The organism is Oceanobacillus senegalensis, from assembly GCF_900176885.1.
Lineage (GTDB): Bacteria > Bacillota > Bacilli > Bacillales > Amphibacillaceae > Oceanobacillus > Oceanobacillus senegalensis.
In genome coordinates this window covers 337,495-356,617 of record NZ_LT839648.1, presented here as the reverse complement: position 1 = coordinate 356,617, position 19,123 = coordinate 337,495, and the positions used below count along the sequence as shown (strand labels likewise).

General features: G+C 38.6%; 13 protein-coding genes and 1 pseudogene. 7 read left to right on the top strand and 7 right to left on the bottom strand.

Annotation, left to right across the window (positions count from 1 at the left end; all coding sequences use genetic code 11):
• Positions 1–112: 112 nt before the first annotated feature.
• From CAO17_RS01660 to CAO17_RS01650, 3 genes and pseudogenes are all read right to left on the bottom strand, one after another.
• Positions 113–337 (bottom strand): annotated as a pseudogene (locus CAO17_RS01660) (chemotaxis protein CheW); the annotation flags it as partial.
• 13 nt (positions 338–350) lie between these two features.
• The gene (locus CAO17_RS01655) at positions 351–1,667 is read right to left on the bottom strand and encodes a flagellar cap protein FliD N-terminal domain-containing protein (protein WP_085991106.1); all 1,317 of its coding nucleotides are present in this window, start codon (positions 1,665–1,667) and stop codon (positions 351–353) included.
• 396 nt (positions 1,668–2,063) lie between these two features.
• Positions 2,064–3,491: an MFS transporter gene (locus tag CAO17_RS01650; RefSeq protein ID WP_245831739.1), complete on the bottom strand. Its 1,428-nt coding sequence runs from the start codon at positions 3,489–3,491 to the stop codon at positions 2,064–2,066.
• A 352-nt stretch (positions 3,492–3,843) separates the two neighbouring features.
• Here CAO17_RS01650 and CAO17_RS21285 point away from each other — a divergent pair, with 352 nt between their 5' ends.
• Complete coding sequence (locus tag CAO17_RS21285) at positions 3,844–4,101, top strand: hypothetical protein (RefSeq protein ID WP_218775518.1); 258 nt, start codon at positions 3,844–3,846, stop codon at positions 4,099–4,101.
• On the opposite strand, the gene CAO17_RS01645 is transcribed toward CAO17_RS21285, so the two are convergent.
• A complete protein-coding gene (locus CAO17_RS01645) occupies positions 4,064–6,358 on the bottom strand; it encodes a glycoside hydrolase family 2 protein (protein ID WP_179151864.1) in 2,295 nt (764 codons plus the stop codon). The genes CAO17_RS21285 and CAO17_RS01645 overlap by 38 nt on opposite strands.
• A gap of 607 nt (positions 6,359–6,965) precedes the next feature.
• Positions 6,966–8,249, bottom strand: coding sequence for a threonine ammonia-lyase IlvA (gene ilvA, locus CAO17_RS01640; protein WP_245831738.1), 1,284 nt, complete (start codon positions 8,247–8,249; stop codon positions 6,966–6,968).
• 402 nt (positions 8,250–8,651) lie between these two features.
• Here ilvA and CAO17_RS01635 point away from each other — a divergent pair, with 402 nt between their 5' ends.
• Complete coding sequence (locus CAO17_RS01635) at positions 8,652–10,070, top strand: alanine/glycine:cation symporter family protein (RefSeq protein WP_085991104.1); 1,419 nt, start codon at positions 8,652–8,654, stop codon at positions 10,068–10,070.
• 265 nt (positions 10,071–10,335) lie between these two features.
• On the opposite strand, the gene CAO17_RS01630 is transcribed toward CAO17_RS01635, so the two are convergent.
• Positions 10,336–12,453, bottom strand: coding sequence for a helix-turn-helix domain-containing protein (locus CAO17_RS01630; protein WP_085991103.1), 2,118 nt, complete (start codon positions 12,451–12,453; stop codon positions 10,336–10,338).
• A gap of 166 nt (positions 12,454–12,619) precedes the next feature.
• Here CAO17_RS01630 and CAO17_RS01625 point away from each other — a divergent pair, with 166 nt between their 5' ends.
• From CAO17_RS01625 to CAO17_RS01615, 3 genes are read left to right on the top strand one after another with little or no spacing between them, the layout of a single operon-like run.
• Entirely contained in the window at positions 12,620–13,330 is a 711-nt protein-coding gene (locus CAO17_RS01625) for a DUF5058 family protein (protein WP_085991102.1), read from the top strand.
• A 39-nt stretch (positions 13,331–13,369) separates the two neighbouring features.
• Positions 13,370–14,092, top strand: coding sequence for a small-conductance mechanosensitive channel (locus CAO17_RS01620; protein ID WP_085991101.1), 723 nt, complete (start codon positions 13,370–13,372; stop codon positions 14,090–14,092).
• A 5-nt stretch (positions 14,093–14,097) separates the two neighbouring features.
• Entirely contained in the window at positions 14,098–15,444 is a 1,347-nt protein-coding gene (locus CAO17_RS01615; protein WP_085991100.1) for an amidohydrolase, read from the top strand.
• A 157-nt stretch (positions 15,445–15,601) separates the two neighbouring features.
• On the opposite strand, the gene CAO17_RS01610 is transcribed toward CAO17_RS01615, so the two are convergent.
• The gene (locus CAO17_RS01610) at positions 15,602–16,324 is read right to left on the bottom strand and encodes a DUF4652 domain-containing protein (RefSeq protein ID WP_179151863.1); all 723 of its coding nucleotides are present in this window, start codon (positions 16,322–16,324) and stop codon (positions 15,602–15,604) included.
• Between the two features lie 372 nt (positions 16,325–16,696).
• Between CAO17_RS01610 and CAO17_RS01605 the strand changes: the two genes are divergently transcribed.
• Positions 16,697–17,962, top strand: coding sequence for a peptidase (locus tag CAO17_RS01605; RefSeq protein WP_085991098.1), 1,266 nt, complete (start codon positions 16,697–16,699; stop codon positions 17,960–17,962).
• 32 nt (positions 17,963–17,994) lie between these two features.
• Positions 17,995–19,047, top strand: coding sequence for a DctP family TRAP transporter solute-binding subunit (locus tag CAO17_RS01600; RefSeq protein ID WP_085991097.1), 1,053 nt, complete (start codon positions 17,995–17,997; stop codon positions 19,045–19,047).
• The last annotated feature ends 76 nt before the right edge of the window (positions 19,048–19,123 follow it).

Below are 19,123 nucleotides of genomic sequence, written 5' to 3'. Positions count from 1 at the left end.
CGAGTTCCATCTTTTTTTCCCCTTATTTAAAAGCTCCGTATTCACTTACCATGCAAGAGAAACAACGAACATGACAATAAAGTTCATTCCAGCGGATATATGCGCACCTTCTTTATTTTAGCAATGCATTCGGATCAATAATTAGGGCTAGTTCGCCATCCCCTAGAATGGTGGCACCGGAAATAGCAAAGACATCACGTAGGTAAGTTCCGAGTGATTTTAGAACAATTTCTTTTTGACCAATAAATGAATCGACCATCAGGCCTGTCAATTTATCTCCTTTTTTCACAACAACAATAGCATGATATTTCGTATCAGCAATTTCTTGCTCTTCCTCTGGAACCTCGTATTTAAAAAGAGAAGATTCGCTTTTCCTTTGTCGTACGTTTCTTACATGGTAAACCATGACGTAGAACCCATCCCTCCACTGTCTTTCGATCAACTTTTAGAATGATTGCCAATTCTGTATTGTCTTCTACACTGACGGTTGATACGCCTTCTGATTTAATCGAGAAAGTGACCCCACTGATGTTTAAGGTGTTGAATTTTCGTTCTGTCGTTAAGCCGTCAAGAGTGAATTTGGCATTTTGACTGGCGTCTTCATTTTCAGGATTCATATTTAGAGTGTCTGTTAAAAATGTACCAGACATTCTAATTTCAGCTTGCTGTGTTTTATTATTTAGGATAGTACCATCATCACCAATTGTTGAATTTGAGTCTCTATTTGGATTTAGAATTCCTGTTTCTGTACGTTGAAAACTTACTTTATCAGTGAATCCATCGTAGAACGCTGATATACCAACATCGGATCCGCTAATTTCATTTAAAATTTGATTTAGTGAAGCCGTGGCATCAAAAGTAAAATCATACCCACCATTTGGATTTTCTGGATCATCCTCAATAATTTCTCCATTTGTGTCATAGGTTTGAAATTGGAAATTTATAGTAGCATAATGATAAGTTGGTCCCTGAATGATACCATCCTTTGGAAGCGTATCTCCTAACTTCATTTCTCCTGTATCAATATTAATATACACATTACCTTCCCCTGGGTCGACATCCTCTATTGCCTCTCTACCTGTAACAACTGTATATTCCCTATCCACTTCACTCTCGCTGTTCGTAACAATTATTTCAGATCCATCCGGAAAGCTATCCCAAGTTAGTGCACCTTTTTCCAGTTTGAAGGTATCCCCTCCATTTTCACCGACTGTAATATCAGAGTTTTCATACCCACTTTCCCAATCAACTGTTAGACCAAGGTTAGAGCGCTGCTCCCATAGACTAGCATCCGTATTTATATTCTCATCACCAGTCGATATCCCACCCTCACTTATATTATAGGCTGCCGTGGCCACTTGATGGACATCTATCGTATGGGAACCGTTCGCAGCCGAAGTCGAAGCCGTTGCGGTTACTGCTCCATCATTGGATGAGCTCACCGTTTTCGATTGATAGGTACCCGATAGTTTCATATCAAATGCAGCTGAATCCAAATCAAATAATAGGGCATTGACTTCACGATACGCATCCCTCTGCCATGTCATCCATGTCTTGTCCTGTTCCATCTTATCCAGTGGCATCCGTTCTACATTCATTAGCTTTTTTACTATGGAATCCGTATCAATGCCTGAAGCAAGTCCACCGATACGCATGTCATTCGCCATGTTGTACACCTCATTTTATCTATGTTTCATACGATACATTTATCCTTTTATGTAAGTAAGACGTATCTCTCTTTGTAGTATATCGGATAATTAGTGAGGAACATTAAGTATTTAGAGGAAATTTTCCTTTGTTCTATTCTTACTTAATTTCCATCATCATGACTGGTTTTCTTTCGTTTATTTATATTAAAATGAGAATTCTAGAACAGTATTCATGATTAAAATAGAAAAATAGGGAAGTTTCATCATGATAGAAATGATAATTGCCTTAGGTAAAATAAAACAGGTCTTCATAGCTACAAAAGCCGTACTTCCATGGAGGAACATCCCCATAAAAGTACGGCTTCGATAAAATTAGTCTGTAACTGTCCATTCTGTCACTTTGTCTGTAACTTTTTATTCCGCATCCTTTTGTGCTTCACGTTTTTCAGCTAAGTCAATTTCTAGCTGTTTGGTGCGTTTTTTATTTAATGGATAAGCAAATGCCAAAATTAGGAATATAAGAAGGAAGATAATTCCTGGAACAAGTGTTGCTACGGTATAGATTCCATCTTTTACCACATTTGATTGTACTTCAGCATCTGCATTATATCCCACTAATGTAAGGGCATAACCTGCTAGACCACCAGCGAATGCTTGTCCTACTTTACGAGCGAATGAATAAATAGCATATACCGTTCCGTCTTCTCGATCTCCAGTTAAGTACTCTTGATAGTCAATCGCATCCGTAACGTAAGCCCAGATAATCAGGTTGAACAAGGCAAAGCCGATAAGTCCTACAAAGTTGATTGCCAAGAATACTGTTAAAGAGATATTCGGAATAAAGTAAAGTACCATATAACCAATTGCTGCAAGAAGCATTCCACCGGCACCAACTTCTTTTTTACCAAAACGTTTCACAAGTGGAGTTAAGAGTGGCATAGAGCCGAAAACAGTGACCGCTTGAATGATACTAAAGATACTTAAGGCGGTAGCACTTTCAAAATAGTCTTTGAACAAATATACATTGATAGATAATACAAGCATTTGCGTCATCATGAATAACAGTGATGCAATTAATATGGTAATTAATGGAATATTTTTCACAAGACCTTTAACCGTTTTTGCTAGGCTAAGTTTTTCACCTGGTGCTTTTTCAGGTGCTTGAATACGTTCTGTTGTTAGTTTGACACAACCTATATAACAAGCATAAGCTAGAATACTAAAGATAATAGCAGTCATCAATAAACGATTGGCAGATATTTCATTATCGACAAATACAATAAGTGGTGCAAGTGCATTAATTGCTAAATTCGCTGACATCGCTCCCATTGTTCTCCATCCGGATAGGGATGTACGATCTGCAGCATTACCGGAAATAACTGCTGCCATCGAACCATATGGGATATTAACAGTCGAGTACAACATTCCCCATAGGATATAGGTTACATAAGCATAAGCTAAATAAAAACCTTCAGACATTCCTGGAATGTATACATACATTAAGGCACTAGAAATAACAAGCGGTAGTGACATACGGAAAATCCATGGTGCGAATTTCCCTTTTGGTGTTGATTTTCGGGAATCAATAAAACGGCCCCATAAAACGTCGACGATTGCATCCCAAAAACGGGCGACTAAAAACAACGTACCAACAGCCGCAGCACTAATTCCAAAAACATCGGTATAAAACACCATAAGGAAGGCGCTTACCAAAATGAACGTAAAATCGTTTCCAAAGTCTCCCAATAAATAACCTAATTTATCACGAAAACCAAAAGGTCGAACAGACTTATTATTATCCCCCATTGGTTGTCCAGGTCTATCAAAAACTTGTTGTTCCATTGTAATTCCTCCTTAACTTTCCTTTATATAGGTTAACCAACCAGCAACCGTTTACATTAAGTGTATAAAAATGTTCTAAAATTAATTTAATAAATTTATAGAAAACATTTATCTTAATTTTCTATAACTATAATGGTAAACACGATAAATATAACGTTTTCATATGTTATTAATTTGTCCGCCAAGCAAATTAATAGTATGTGCATTATTATATAGCACTTTTCGTTAATAAAACTAGAACTATTTTTGGTTTTTTAGTAGACTTTTTTCTATTATACTATTCAAAAGCAACCCGATCTTCATATTTTTCTTTCAAAACTTACTAGTTACAAATGGGGGTCATTTTAAGGATATGGTTGTTGAAGCTGTTGACTACACCATTACGGGGGTTGAACCGATTGCCGGTATTAGTGTGAAAACGGAAAAGGCGATTGTGGAATATAATTTATTACAAAGTATTACTTTTATTTTTAAAGCATCACTATATTTTTTAACCATAATAAAACACCCCAAACATACTAATCTTAGTATGTTTGGGGTGCACTACAAAACCCGTCCCATTCTTCCAAGGTTTATTGAGCAACCGTCCATTCGGTTACTGTATCTGTAACTTCTTTTCCATCTTCTGTCACAGCAGATGCCACCACAACATTATCGTCTTGTTGAAGATCTACATCTTCCCAAACAAATACTCCGTTTTGTTGTTTTTCACCGACACCATAATCAACGCCATTGACTGTTAATGTAACCTCGTCCTGATTGGAGTAAACTTTGACAGGTGTGATGCTATCCGGTCTTTCGGTATATCTTCTGCTTGTGATATAAACAAATGGATTTTCCTGATTCCATTGTGCTTTATAGAAATAGAAGGAATCCTTCTTCAGCTGACGGTCATAGGATACAAGACCCTTGTCATTAATCCCTGGATTGTCCCCTTCATCTCTACCGTCTGAACCAAAGTCAAATAGGTTCCATACATGCGTTGCCCACAATTCTGGATGTTTTTCAATAATCGCGTAATTTTTTTCATGGTAGAAATTCTGATATTCTTCTGGATGCCAATCACCGCGGGTATCTTCCATGCCATTCCATTCGAAATCTTCATCTACAATCGCATGTTGATACGGATTTCCACCTGCACCATATTCCGAGATTCCTAGAACAGCATCCGGATATTTTTCTCCTAAATTAGTAAGGAAATCGTCCAATGCTGGTGTTGCTTCTTTCGGACTATACCAGCCATAATATAGATTCATAGAGGAAATATCGATAAATTTATCTACTTCATCTACCCCTCCGTTTTTCGCTATGTCTGACCCCCAGTCAAAGTTGGGATCAATTCGTGATTGTATAATAGCTTGTGCTACTAATCGATTTGGATCCAATTCTTTCGCCTTTTTAGCAAGACGTTTAACCAAGTCTGTTACAATTTCATACTGCTCTTCTTCCGTTAAATTCTCTGATTCGGTTGGAATATAATCCCGATAGCCTAATTCATTGTGAACTCCCCAGGTTACAATCGAAGGATGATTGTAATACTGTTTTATCATTTCGGTTAATTGCTGTTCGGTATTGTCGGCAAAATTCTCGGTCGTCGTCATTTCATTAACAAATGGAATCTCGGTATATACAACAAGTCCCATTTCGTCCGCTTTATCAAATACGTACTCGGAATGTGGATAATGGGCTACACGTAATGTGTTTGCACCAATTTCTTCAATAATTTCAAAATCCTCTTCTCTTACCTCTTCAGGAATCGCATTACCATAACCTTCTCTATCCTGATGAATATCGACACCACGTAATGGATAGCTTTCCCCATTTAGGAAGAATCCTTCGTCCGGATCAACGGAAAAATAGCGGAAACCAATCTCATCCGTTACCTTGTCAATTACTTGTCCTTTTCGAGTAACCGTTACCTCTACCGTGTATAAATATGGATCCTCTTTCCCATTCCATAGACGCGGTTTATTGACTTTCATGTCACCAGTAAATTCTGCAAGATTCCCCGTAATGTCAGCAGACTTTAATTTCTTTCCATCCACTTTTAGTTCCGTTCTCGCTCTAGTCTTTCCATCTGCATCCTTTATTTTCGCTCTCACTTCCACCGCATTGGATGTACGGTTAAGATCTTCTTCACTCACCTTTACCGGTACCTTCAATGAAACTTCAGCTTTTTTCTCGATCGAAGGATCATTTGGTATCGACACATAGACACCATTTGCTCCATCATCCTCGACATCAATATGAGTAGGGTCTGTTACAATTAAATCTACACTACGATAAATCCCACCATAGAACGTAAAGTCGCCACTTTGCGGAATGGAATCTCTTACTTCATTGTTCACTTTTACGGCAATCGTATTTTCTTCGCCAACGTTCACCGCATCCGTGATATCCACCGTGAAGGCCGTATACCCACCAACATGTGTTCCTACTGATTCACCATTCACAAAAACTTCCGCTTCCTTGTTGGCAGCACCAAATTTCAGGAATAATTCCTTGCCTTCATAGGTGTGAGGAATATCCAATTGCTTGCGGTACCAACCATCACCCATGTAATAGTCACCACCACCGTCCGCACCATCTTCTGCATTCCAGGTATGCGGGAGGTTAACCGCTTCCCAATTCCTATCATCAAATTCTACTGAGGAAAAATTATCCCCTTTACCTTCTGCCCCTTTATAAAACATCCAACTTTCATCCAGGTTTTCTACTATTCTACCTGTTTCATCATCTGCCGTTTTAGTTCCCTTTCCGTTGTTTCCATTGTTACCATTGTTTGCATTATTACCTGCAGCACTTACTACTGACACGGTCATCAAAGCAGTAAGTAAAACAACCAATATAGTTATACGCTTGTACATCTCACCCATCCCTTCCTTTGTTCATAGTTAAATTTTTGAGAAATCTCCTATTCTACGAGATTGGTAGAATCGATTAGCCACCCCCTATTATTTGTTGGAATAGTAAACAAAGTAACTACTACTAATGACCATACATGAAAGCGTTTTATTATTCAAGATAGTATTTCCATAATTATGAAAAAATAGGATAATGGTTGGATAGTTTTAGTGAGTAGCATTGGGACTTTTTGCGTGTGGTTGTTTTATTTTGGGAGAGTTATTCATCTTGTTGAGATGATTATATACGTGTGGATGCACAGAAGAGAAAACGGTGTTGGAGGCCTTAGTAGATACTGACATGGACGTAGGGACAGGTTCCTTGCCCGATTCCCTTATAGAGGTTTTAGCTGCCTTAAACCTTAATGGAACAGGAACCGGTTACTTTTTTTTCTTTTGGTGAAATCTACAAAATGAAATAGGATATTTAATCTTTCAGTAATCCCTATAAAACCTATCTCTTAAAAGGAATGCCCAACAATCGCCTATCTGCGCGAGCTATCATGAACCACCACGAACAAGGTACCTGCCCCACGTCCTTCCTTCTAACCGTCTATAAGTGGGTATACCATCAAATCAACAAATTAAACAAACTTTCATCATTATTAATCTCTACATATTTAAACCCTTTTTTATCCATACGCTCAATCAATGGACGGTAATCTTGGCGGTGTTTCAATTCAATTCCAACTAAAGCTGGGCCGTTTTCTTTGTTATTTGATTTGGTATATTCGAAGCGGGTAATATCATCATCAGGTCCAAGGACCTCATCTAAAAATTCTCTTAGTGCCCCAGCACGTTGGGGGAAATGAACGATAAAGTAATATTTTAGGCCTTCATAGATTTGCGATTTTTCCTTAATTTCCTGCATTCGACTAATATCATTATTCCCACCACTAATGACGCACACTACATTTTTTCCCTTAATCTGGTCTTTATAAAAATCGAGTGCTGCGATGGATAAGGCTCCAGCTGGTTCCGCGACAATCGCATTCTCATTATACAGTTCTAAGATCGTTGTACACACTTTCCCTTCTGGTACCACTGCAATTTCATCAACAGTTTCCTTGCAGATTTCAAAGGTAGCCTCGCCAACCGTTTGCACAGCCGCCCCATCAACAAATTTATCAATTTTATCAAGCGTCACTACTTCATTTTGCTCCATCGATTTTTTCATACTAGGTGCCCCACCTGGTTCTACTCCTACAATCTTCGTACGGGGGCTAATGCTATTTATGTAAGTAGAAACTCCAGAAATTAAACCACCGCCACCAATGCTCGCAAAGACGAAATCTAACTGTTCTTCCATATCATTCATGATTTCCATCCCGATGGTTCCTTGCCCTGCAATCACCTTAGGATCGTTAAACGGATGAATAAACGCACGATTTTCTGCTTCACAACATTCCATCGCACTATGGAAGGAATCATCAAACGTATCCCCAGTTAAAATGACTTCGATATTGTCCCCACCGAATCGTTTCACCTGTTTCACCTTTTGCCGTGGCGTGGTGGATGGCATAAAGATTTTCCCATGGATATTTAGCGATTGGCACGAGTAGGCAACTCCTTGCGCATGGTTCCCCGCACTGGCACATACCACCCCATTTTTCAATTCTTCCTCTGAAAGACTTTGAATCGAGTTATAAGCCCCTCGCAGTTTAAAGGACCGAACCACTTGCAAATCCTCTCGTTTCACATACACATTACACTGATACCGTTCCGATAAAATTTTATCCCGCTGTAAAGGCGTTTTTATAACGACATCCTTCAACACTTGGTTGGCAATAATGATGTCCTCGATTTGAATTCCCTTTGTTGTTCCCTCATCATTCATATTCACTAACCCTTTCATTTCTATCCGTCTCCTTTGCTCCATAGCGCTCATTCCGTTTTAAAAACTTTCAAATATCTCTTTTTATTTATCGACCATTATAACATTTTTTCGGGTGCGTGAACGGTGGATATTTAAATCGCTAGAAATTTTATTTTTGAATTTCTTTTGGTTGGAAAGGATAAAATTATTCGATGTTTAGTAGGTAGAGGATTATTTTAGAAGATGGGGATAGGAATTAGATGATTACATACCTTATATCGGCACAATTCGATAATGTTTAACATTTTTTATAAGAAATTCTCTATTAAAATCCCTCTATCTACTCTAAAAGACTTATTTTCCTACCATAAACACCAATAAACATTGTTTTACAACAACCAATTCAGGTATAATAAACTAATGTTTGAAAGGAGTTAAAGTATGGAATTTATTGAAAATATGGTCTCATTTTTAAATAATATCTTATGGTCGTATGTCCTGATTATCGTTCTAATCGGTTTAGGGCTGTACTTCACTATACGATCTGGATTTGTGCAGTTTTATCTTGGAGAAATGTTCCGTGTCATTACGGACAAACGAGCGTATACGGATTCTGGGAAGAAGGGAACGAGTTCTTTTCAGGCGTTTGCGATTAGTGCTGCTTCCCGTGTTGGTACAGGGAATATGGCTGGGGTTGCCTCGGCTGTTGCATTAGGTGGACCCGGGGCACTGTTTTGGATGTGGTTGATTGCCGTATTAGGTGCGGCGTCTGGATTTGTAGAAAGTACACTTGCTCAAGTGTACAAGGAAAAAGACAACCATTCTTATCGTGGTGGTCCGGCTTATTATATTGAAAAAGGTCTAAGAAGCCGTGGATTGGGTGTGGTGTTTGCGATAACCATCACTTTTACCTATGGATTTGTGTTTAATTCGGTACAGTCTAATACCATTAGCTTGGCGTTTTCCGATCAATTTGCCATCGATCCCGTAATGATAGCGGTTATGCTGACTATACTCACAGCACTGGTTATATTTGGTGGCTTAAAAAGTATTGCCAACGTTTCAAGTATCATTGTACCGGTGATGGCAATTCTCTACATTATTCTGTCTCTAATTATATTAGTCATGAATATAGGAGCAGTGCCTGACCTTATCTCGCTTGTTTTTGCCAATGCCTTTGGGTTGGAACAGGTTGCTGGTGGTGGATTTGGAGCTGCGATTATGATGGGAATAAAGCGCGGACTCTTCTCCAATGAAGCTGGGATGGGTTCTGCACCAAACGCAGCTGCAACGGCGGAGGTAACTCATCCAGTGAAACAGGGGCTGGTGCAAGCTTTAGGTGTATTTTTCGATACCCTGTTAATTTGTAGTGCAACGGGATTCGTTATTCTATTTGCTGGAGGATTCGCTGGAAGTGATGCAGATGGAATTCAAATTACCCAATCAGCTTTCTCTAGTATACTTGGTGACTGGGCTGGCGCCTTTATCGCCATAGCCATTTTCCTGTTCGCCTTCAGTTCGATTTTAGGAAATTACTATTACGGAGAAAGCAATATTGCCTATATCAAGGATAGCAAAACCGGCCTCTTTATTTACCGTGTGCTCGTACTCATCATGGTCATTTTCGGAACGCTCGCTACCTTTGACCTTGTCTGGGCACTGGCTGATTTAACCATGGGAATCATGGCACTTATTAACCTGTACGCTATCACCAGACTCTTCAGCATTTGTAAAGTTGTCCTGAATGATTATAAGAGACAGCGGAAAGAAGGAAAGGATCCCGTGTTCTCACGTGATATCCTTGAAAACCAAGATGGAATCGAGTGCTGGGATCAAAAGCAAGCACAGGGAAATGAATAAATGACTTATCAACAAGACTTAGAGGAAATTTCTTCTCTAAGTCTTGTTTTTTATCCAATGCTTTACAACGTACCTATTGTTCTTCCCACTCTAATCGTACCTTTAATTAACTAAGAGATTTGTGCACCACACAGTGACACGGGGACTACTGTGGGAGCAGAGGCCTAGATGAGAACACCGAAGTGCAACAAGGATGAACTCAGTGTATCAGCTTTGCTCCGCATTTATCAGCTTTCCCAAAACTTACCCACTCCCCCTAATATGATTATCCTCCCCGCGATGTTAGCTGTGATTTTTTCAAATGACATGCTAGTTGAATTTTCATTGCATCTTGACCGTTATTCAAATCAACTTCCAGCAATTCTTCAATGGTCTGAATTCGCTGATAAAGTGTGTTGATGTGAATATGAAGCAGTTTTGCTGTTTTACTCGGCGATTGATTTTGTTCCATATACGTAATAAGGGTTTTCTCTAGTTCCTTATTGCGACTGTTTTCTGTTAAAATGGGGCTCAATGTTTCCTGGATAAACTGCTCGATATCTTCTGTTGGTTGGTTAAGAAATAAACGGTCCAATCCGATATCCTCATATATTATCACTTCCATACTGTCACAGTTGGTTAAGTAGGTGATGATGTTATTTGCTTCATCATAACTTTTTCTTACATAATCAAGGCCTTTATAAACACTGCTTATTCCCCCGCGAAATATAGCAGCCCCTCTATTTTGCTCTTGTACTCGAAGTTGGTTTAAATACGCTTTTAATTCATAGACCTCTTCTGCATTGGAGAGAGAAAGTAGCAAGTAGATTTTATTATAAAATCCATACACTAGACTAACGCAGTCACCTAACTCATTTTTTAGCCTAGTTGCTAATTGATGTACGTATATATCTAGGTATTTGAAATCATTTCTCTCATTGGATACTTCCAGTACTGCAACCGCCCAGTAGCCATTCCTATCTAAATGGAGCTCTTGGCTATATTTTGCTAATTGTCCTTTATCTGTACTATAAAGTAATTTACGAAACTGTTCATATACTCTGCGGTGATATATTTTAGTCGTCATCTGACGGTTGACTAACTCCAATGCCAAAACCCCTCCGCCTTGTTCAAGCGTAATCTGGTCAAATTCTGAAAGAGGTTTATGCAGAGCCACAATGAGACAACCGATAAATATTTGTCCATTAAATATGGGATAAAAGTAAAACCTATCCTCCGCATCTACCGTCACATAAAATCCCATTTTCTGATTCGTGCATAACATTGTTATTTCAAAGGTACTGAATAAAACAGTTTGATCATCTTCCGGATAATAAAATTTATTTTCTAATCCATTAAAAAATATCAATTTTCGATGGATCATATTCTGCATCCCATCAAACACATTTCGTATGCCTTTGTTTTGCATGGAAAGCATCGTCAATGTATGATGAACATCCTGGCGTTTTTGTAACTGATCGTTTTTATCTTTTAATTGTTCACTTAAAGCAGTAATTTGCTCTAAACGTTTTTCTGTTTCCCTATGATACTGAGCATTTTCAATGGCAATGGCAGCTTGCCTAGCAAAAGCTTCAAGTAATCTTATATCCTCTTCACCCAATCTTTTCTTTAACTTCCACTGATGCGTAATCATGACTCCAATTCGGTGATTGTCAATGGAAATGGGTACACAGATAGCACCTTCCGCTTTTTTGGAGGAATGAATAATGGTTTGAAAATTATCTGGTAATATCTTATTTACATGCATTTCTGTTATTAATTCGTCATGCGAGTTATATACTCTACTTTTACCATCCTCGAAAACTTTCCCTGTAATCGATTCACCGACCTTTGTTTTAAACCGGTGAATTTTACCATTAAATCCTACTGGAGCTTTAGGTATAAGTCTGTTTTCCTTGGTATCGTAAAGCATTAAATAACCAGCATCTGCGGCCGGAATAACATGCAGTGCATGACGAATGATTTTCTTTAACACTTCTTCGAGATTAAGAATGGAGGAAATAGAATGCATGCTTTCTATCATGACCTTTTGCTCTTCTTTCTTTTTGCTAACTTCTATAGTCAATATAATCGAATAGAGATGATAATAGAGTTGTTCCATCACCCATTCGTCTACTTTATCCAAGCCTTTCATGATACGAAGTACCATTCCTTTTTCCTGCGAATAGTAAAAATGCAGTTCGGTATAGATATCTTCTTCTTTTCGAATATAAGAATTCCCTCTATCCGGATTACAGTGCGGAGCATCATACGCTTCCAAAGGAAAACCTTCACCTTCTATTAAATCAACCTTTCCCTCCAGCCCTTCAAATTTCCATACTTGATATTTCACACAACCAAATTCCTTGTCCAAGAAACGACTAAGATATTCCGTAAAATCCACTTCCTCTCCCCCCTTTATGGAATAAATTCTATAAATTCAAAAGAAAATATGTACCTTCTTACATTGTAATCGCTTTCTTCAATATTGTACAATATTAACAATTAATAGAAAAGTCTATTATTTATTATCTAGAAGTACAATTCTATCATGCAAAGGGGAGAAAAATATGGCGCAAGTTATGGAGCTGGCAAACAGCAATATTGTATGGATTATCGCTTTTTCCGTGATGGGGATCGTTATTTTCCAAAGCATTAAATTCATACAGCTCTCTTCCAAGGCAAGCGTGGATGCTGGAATGAGTAAGAAAGAAGTAAATAGTGCTATAAAGACGGGTGCAATTGCAGCAATCGGACCATCACTTGCTATCGTTATTGTAGCCATCTCACTTATTACGTTTCTTGGAAATCCACTTACGATGTTGCGAATTGGTGTAATTGGTTCTGCACCGATTGAATCGGTTGGGGCAACATTTGCAGCGGAAGCAGCAGGAGCAACACTAGGTGGAGAAGGTTACACTAAATCAGTATTTACAGCAATCGCATGGGTTTTATGTCTCGGGGGATCCGGTTGGCTACTATTTACAGTTCTATTCACCAAATCACTAGGTAAAATGCAAAAGAAAATAGTCAGTAAGGGAAAAAAGAGCCAAAAATTGATGGGGATTTTTGCAACAGCAGCAATGATTGCTGCTTTCGGTAATCTCGTTAGTGCAGAATTACTAAAAGGCTTTGCCCCTACGGTTGTAGCAGTGGTTGCTGCAGCTACAATGGTTATCATAACTAAGTTAGCTGATAAATTCAGTCTTTCTTGGTTACGTGAATGGTCACTAGGCTTATCGATTCTAATCAGCTTAGGCCTCGGCTATTTTATCATTTAAGAGCTAAGTTTTTTGGCACAAATCAAAGGAGGGATTTTTATGGAAACAGAACAATTACAAGGAATGAACACAAGTAACCGTACGAAGGAAGGATCCATGTCCATGGATGTATTCCATGAAAAAGCACATTTTTGGGGACGGTTGACCATATGGGCTGTCATTATCTTATCATTGTTCCTTCCCGCTTATCTTTCCTATGTCCTTGGCTATCATCCAGGCTGGACGGTTATTTTGAATGGACTTGCTGCATATGCAGGGTTAATTGCCGTTGTTTGGGTCATGGAACCAATAATGTATTTCCCAATGCTAGGTGTTTCAGGAACCTATATTAGCTTCTTGACTGGAAATATTAGCAATATGTGCCTTCCATCAGCTGCTGCGGCTCAAAACGCAGTTGGTGCAGAACCTGGTACAAAAAAAGGAGAGCTTACAGCAACACTTGGAATCGGCGCAGCTTCCCTCGTGAATAAGCTTATTTTAATTCCCATAATTATTGGCGGTTCTTTCATCCTGTCCAATATACCTGAAAAACTAGAGGCCATATTTCCACTTGTTTTACCAGCCATATTCGGTGCAGTACTAGCACAATTTGCTGTCAAAAAGCCAATATATGGTGTTATCGGATTAACGGTTGGACTTTTCATTAATTTAACTGCATTACCCATTTACATGAAAAGTTTATCTTGTATTGCAATCACCGTATCGATATGTATTCTGCTAGAGAAAGCGCAAGAAAAAAACAAACACAACAATAGGAGGTAATATGAATGAGTAAAGAAACGATTCTGAAATGGTTTAAGGAAAATAAGCAGACCTATACGAAGATGGCCCAAGACATTTGGGATAATCCACAAATTGCTTATGAGGAAAAATATGCGAGTGAATTACAGCAAAACGCTCTAAAAGAACAAGGATTTACAGTGAAAAATCAAATCGGTGGAGTGGAAACTGCATTTATAGCAGAATTCGGGCAAGGAAAGCCAATCATTGGGATCCTTGGTGAATTTGATGCACTTCCAGGTCTTTCGCAAACAGCAACACCTATAAAGGAAGAAGTTACAGTAGGCGCACCAGGTCATGGCTGTGGTCACAACTTACTTGGAACAGCAGGAGTTGAAGCTGTGGTTGCTTTGAAAGAAAAGATGGAAAGGGACGGACTTCGTGGAACGATTCGTTATTACGGCTGCCCTGCAGAAGAGGTATTAAATGGGAAAACACATATGGCGAAAGCTGGTGTTTTCGATGATCTGGATTCTGCATTAACTTGGCATCCCATGTCCAAAAATGCTCCCATGAGTTTTAGTATGCAATCCATGGTCTCTATCAAATTTCACTTTAAAGGAAAACCAGCCCATGCTGCCGCCTCACCTGAAGCCGGAAGAAGTGCACTAGACAGTGTAGAGTTGATGAATATCGGGGTCAATTATTTACGTGAGCATGTTCCAGATGGCACGCGCATGCATTATACTATTACCGATGGTGGCTTAGCACCGAATATCGTTCCGGAATCGGCAACCGTTTGGTATTTCTTAAGAGGGAGCTCCAAGGAGGAAGTGGAAGGAATCTTACACAGGGTGAAAAACATTGCAAAAGGGGCTGCACTAATGAATGAAACAGAAGTAGAGTCAGAACTCCTTGCTTTCTGTTATGAGACATTACCGAATGATGCATTAAATGAATTAATGTACCATAATATGCTGGACAGTGAACCACTTCAATATACAGAAGAAGAGCAGATATTTGTAGAAAATTTAGCAAAATCCCTACCATCAGCAGGAAAACCTATGGAAGAATTACTACCGACCTCCATTTCTTTTGAACCGTATCAACCTGGAGTGTCTATGCCTGGTTCTTCCGATGTCGGTGATGTTAGCTGGATTACACCAACAGGAGCGGTTACTACAACCTGTGCACCAGTTGGTACAGCACTCCATTCTTGGCAAGCAACGGCATCATTTGGAACAGAAATTGGATACAAAGGAATGCATCTAGCAGCCAGTACCATGGCACTATCCGCATATGATTTAATTATCAACAAAGATAATATTCTGGAAAAGGCAAAAGAGGAATTTGATAAACTTCGGGATGGGAAAGAGTATCAAGCAGGTATTTAAAGACACAAGGAAACACCCTTTTCGGAACAGTTTATCCCCCACCTAAAAGGATTCGTTTTTCCTCCATTTTTGAGGTGTAAGTATACCTTATATGATTAAAAAGCGCCAACGATAGACCTTGCTGTGGTCCATCGTTGGCTATTGTTTTTTTAAAGCCTTATTCCTTTTCTAAAGTAATCTCATTTGAATAATCCTCATGTTCGTTCTGGATATCATCTGTGTAGCGAATGCCACTATAATGTAAAACGCCATCTTCTAATCGTAAATCGGTTATTTGCGTATTACCGTCATAGTCCGTGATTTGCTCTTGCTCTCCTGTTTCAACATTCACTCTATAGATATTTCCCCCCACAGCTACTGTTCCATGTGGATAACCGATGATGGCCAATACATGTTTATCATCTTCCCAAATAACATTTTTTGGTTTGTTTTCATTATCATGGGACACTAATACCTCTTGGCTTCCATCTTGTAAATCAACGATGTAAAGTTCACTTAATTCCTCCCAACCCTTAGGTGAAATGTAAGCAGCTTTTTCACCATTAGGAGATTTCACTGGTTCAGAAGGGTTATTTTCTGCTAAAACCTCGGTTGTCCCATCTGGATGTACTAATTCAATCTTGTTTGTTTCGGAGTTTAATTGAATATCCAGTAACTCAGATTCCTCTTCTTTAGGTTCTTCCTGTTCCTGTTCCTCTGGTGTTACTGTTTCATTTTGAATATGTGTATCCTGTTTCTCAGCAGTCTCTTTATCTGTTGTTTCTTTATCTGTTGTCTCTGTGTCCGTTGAATCATCTGAATTAGATTCTTCCATACTAGAACCACATGCACCTAATACTAGAGGGATTACTAGTAGTATAAACATTAAATATTTCTTCATCATCATTTCCTCCATAAATCTATTTAATCTATATTTTATCATAAATAGGGTATATTTGGAAAAAGTGGTCGTTGTATTGTATGGAATTAGTCTTAATTGCCTATCGCTTATATTTCTCTTTTTGTAGGTGTCTATTCTTCCTTTATTAGTAGCTTATTATCTCCCCCCTCTTCTTTTCAGGAATGATACCGCATAATTTGGCCCCATTAAACACTGATGGTTAAATATAATTATCTAAATATTTGAAACATATTTATTACTAATGATTCATAGTCTATCAGTAATAGCATAATTGAACAACTATCGAACGTTTTATTTCTTAAGTATAGAGCTTAGTAGATTATGAATATAAAACAAGGGGGTAACGTTTAAATGGATTTAAATAAAAAGATAAAGGAACACATCCATGGTAAAAAGGATGAATATATTCGTTTTCTCCAAAAAGTCATCCAACAACCTAGCACAACAGGAAATGAGTTGAGTGCACAAACACTTGTTGCCGATCGTTTAAAAGAGAAGGGACTGGATGTTGATATCTGGGTACCTGATTATAACGAATTAATAGAAAGTAACTATTTTAATCCACTGAGAGATAATTATGACGGTAGTCCAAATGTAGTTGGTGTTTTAAAAGGAAAAGAAAATGGAAGATCAGTTATTTTAAATGGACACATTGATGTGGTGCCATCAGGAGATATAAGTAAATGGGCAAACGATCCTTATTCAGGACAGGTGATTGACGGCAAAGTGTACGGTAGAGGTGCAACCGATATGAAAGGAGGAAATTTGGCAACTTTGATAGCCTTGGAGACCATCATCGACCTAGGAATTGATTTAAAAGGGGATATCATCTATGAAAGCGTTATCGAAGAGGAAACAGGCGGTGCTGGAACCCTTGCTGCCATCCAACGGGGATATAAAGCAGATGTAGCAATCATTCCGGAACCGAGTGAAATGAAAATCTTTCCACAACAGCAAGGCTCCCTTTGGTTTACAGTAACAATCAAAGGTGTTTCTGCTCATGGTGGGACAAGGTATGAGGGAGTTAGTGCTATAGATAAGGGTTGGATTGTTTTTCAAGAAATCATGAAATTTGAAGAAAAGAGAAACGAACCACTACGAAGAAATCCTCTCTATAAAGATAATCCAATCCCTATCCCTATTAATATTGGACAATTCAATGGGGGTTACTTCCCTTCTGCTGTGGCTGAGGAAGCAACTATTCAAGGACGCTACGGAATTGCTCCCGGTGAGAACATTGATGAGGCAAAGGAAAAATTCATTAGCATGCTAGATCATTTGAAAACAATCGATTCTTGGTTTGAATCTCATCCGGCTACTGTTAAATGGGGAGGAATCCATCTTCCACCTGGTGGATGTAACCTAGATCATCCAATGCTTGAAATTTTAAAACAAAAATACATGGATGTGGAGCATAAAGAGCCTGTTATCGCGGGATCTACATGGGGAACGGACGGTGGATTGCTCACCCAAGCTGGAAGCATACCTTCTATCATCTTTGGGCCGGGGACCACCAGTATGGCACATTTCACAGATGAATATGTAGAACTAGAAAAGCTATTTAAAACGGCTGAGATTATTACATTAGCAATCATTGATTGGTGTGAAATGGTTTAATAAAAACATATTTTTAAGGAGGGACTAAATGCATGAGAAAAGTACTTTCAGTTATTGGTTTACTACTGATGATGTTGTTGTTAATTAGTGCATGTACATTAGGTGCTCAAAGTAATAATAAGGAAGAAACCTCTGATTCAAACGATGTATCAGAATCAACTGGATCTGGCAAATATACCATTGGAGTGACCTACACCACTCCGGAATCTGGTTCTACCCATATTGGAATGGAAAGGTTTAAAGAGTTAGTAGAAGAGAAAACAGGTGGAGAAGTAGTTGTTGAACTCTATCCAAGTGGACAACTATATGCATCAGAACGGGAAGCAATTGAAGCAACACAGGCAGGAAATATTGAGATGACGGTAGCAGCATCAGCCCCTGTTGCTGGCTTTGATAAACGATTCATGGTACTCGACTTACCATTTATTTTCCCTGATCATGAAACAGCTTATGAGGCACTAGATGGTGAATTAGGGCAAACATTACTCGATGGCCTTCCGGATATTGGACTTGTAGGTTTAGCATATGGTGAAACAGGAATGCGGCAATTATCCAATAGCGAAAGACCGATTGAGTCTCCAGAGGATTTAAAGGGGTTAAAAATCCGTACAATGGAAAATGAAGTTCATATTGATACTTTTAAAGAGTATGGAGCTAATGCATCCCCATTTGCTTTTGGAGAATTGTATAGTGCTCTTCAACAAAATATTTATGATGGAATGGAGAATCCGATTAATTTAATTGATCAAATGAAGTTTTATGAAGTGCAGGATTATTTAACAATCTCGAACCATGCGTATACAGCAACAGTTGGATTTATGAATGCAGAATTCTTTAATAGTTTACCAAAAGAAATACAGAAAAAGGTCAAAGAATCTGCACTTGAAGCGATGGATTATCAAAGAGGAATTGCTAGACAGCAAGATGAAGATGGGATGGATGTTATTAAAGAACATATGGAAATAAATGAGTTGACTTCTGAACAAAAACAACTGTTTATCGAGACGGCCGAGCCTATCTATGAGAAATATGAGGAAAGTATCGGAAAAGAACTCCTAGAACTTGCACGCTCTTATTCTAAGTAATGGTATACCGTTAACACGTTTCTTACACAATTGGTTTGGTTGGATAACTAGTTTCGTATACCTTTATTCAATCAAA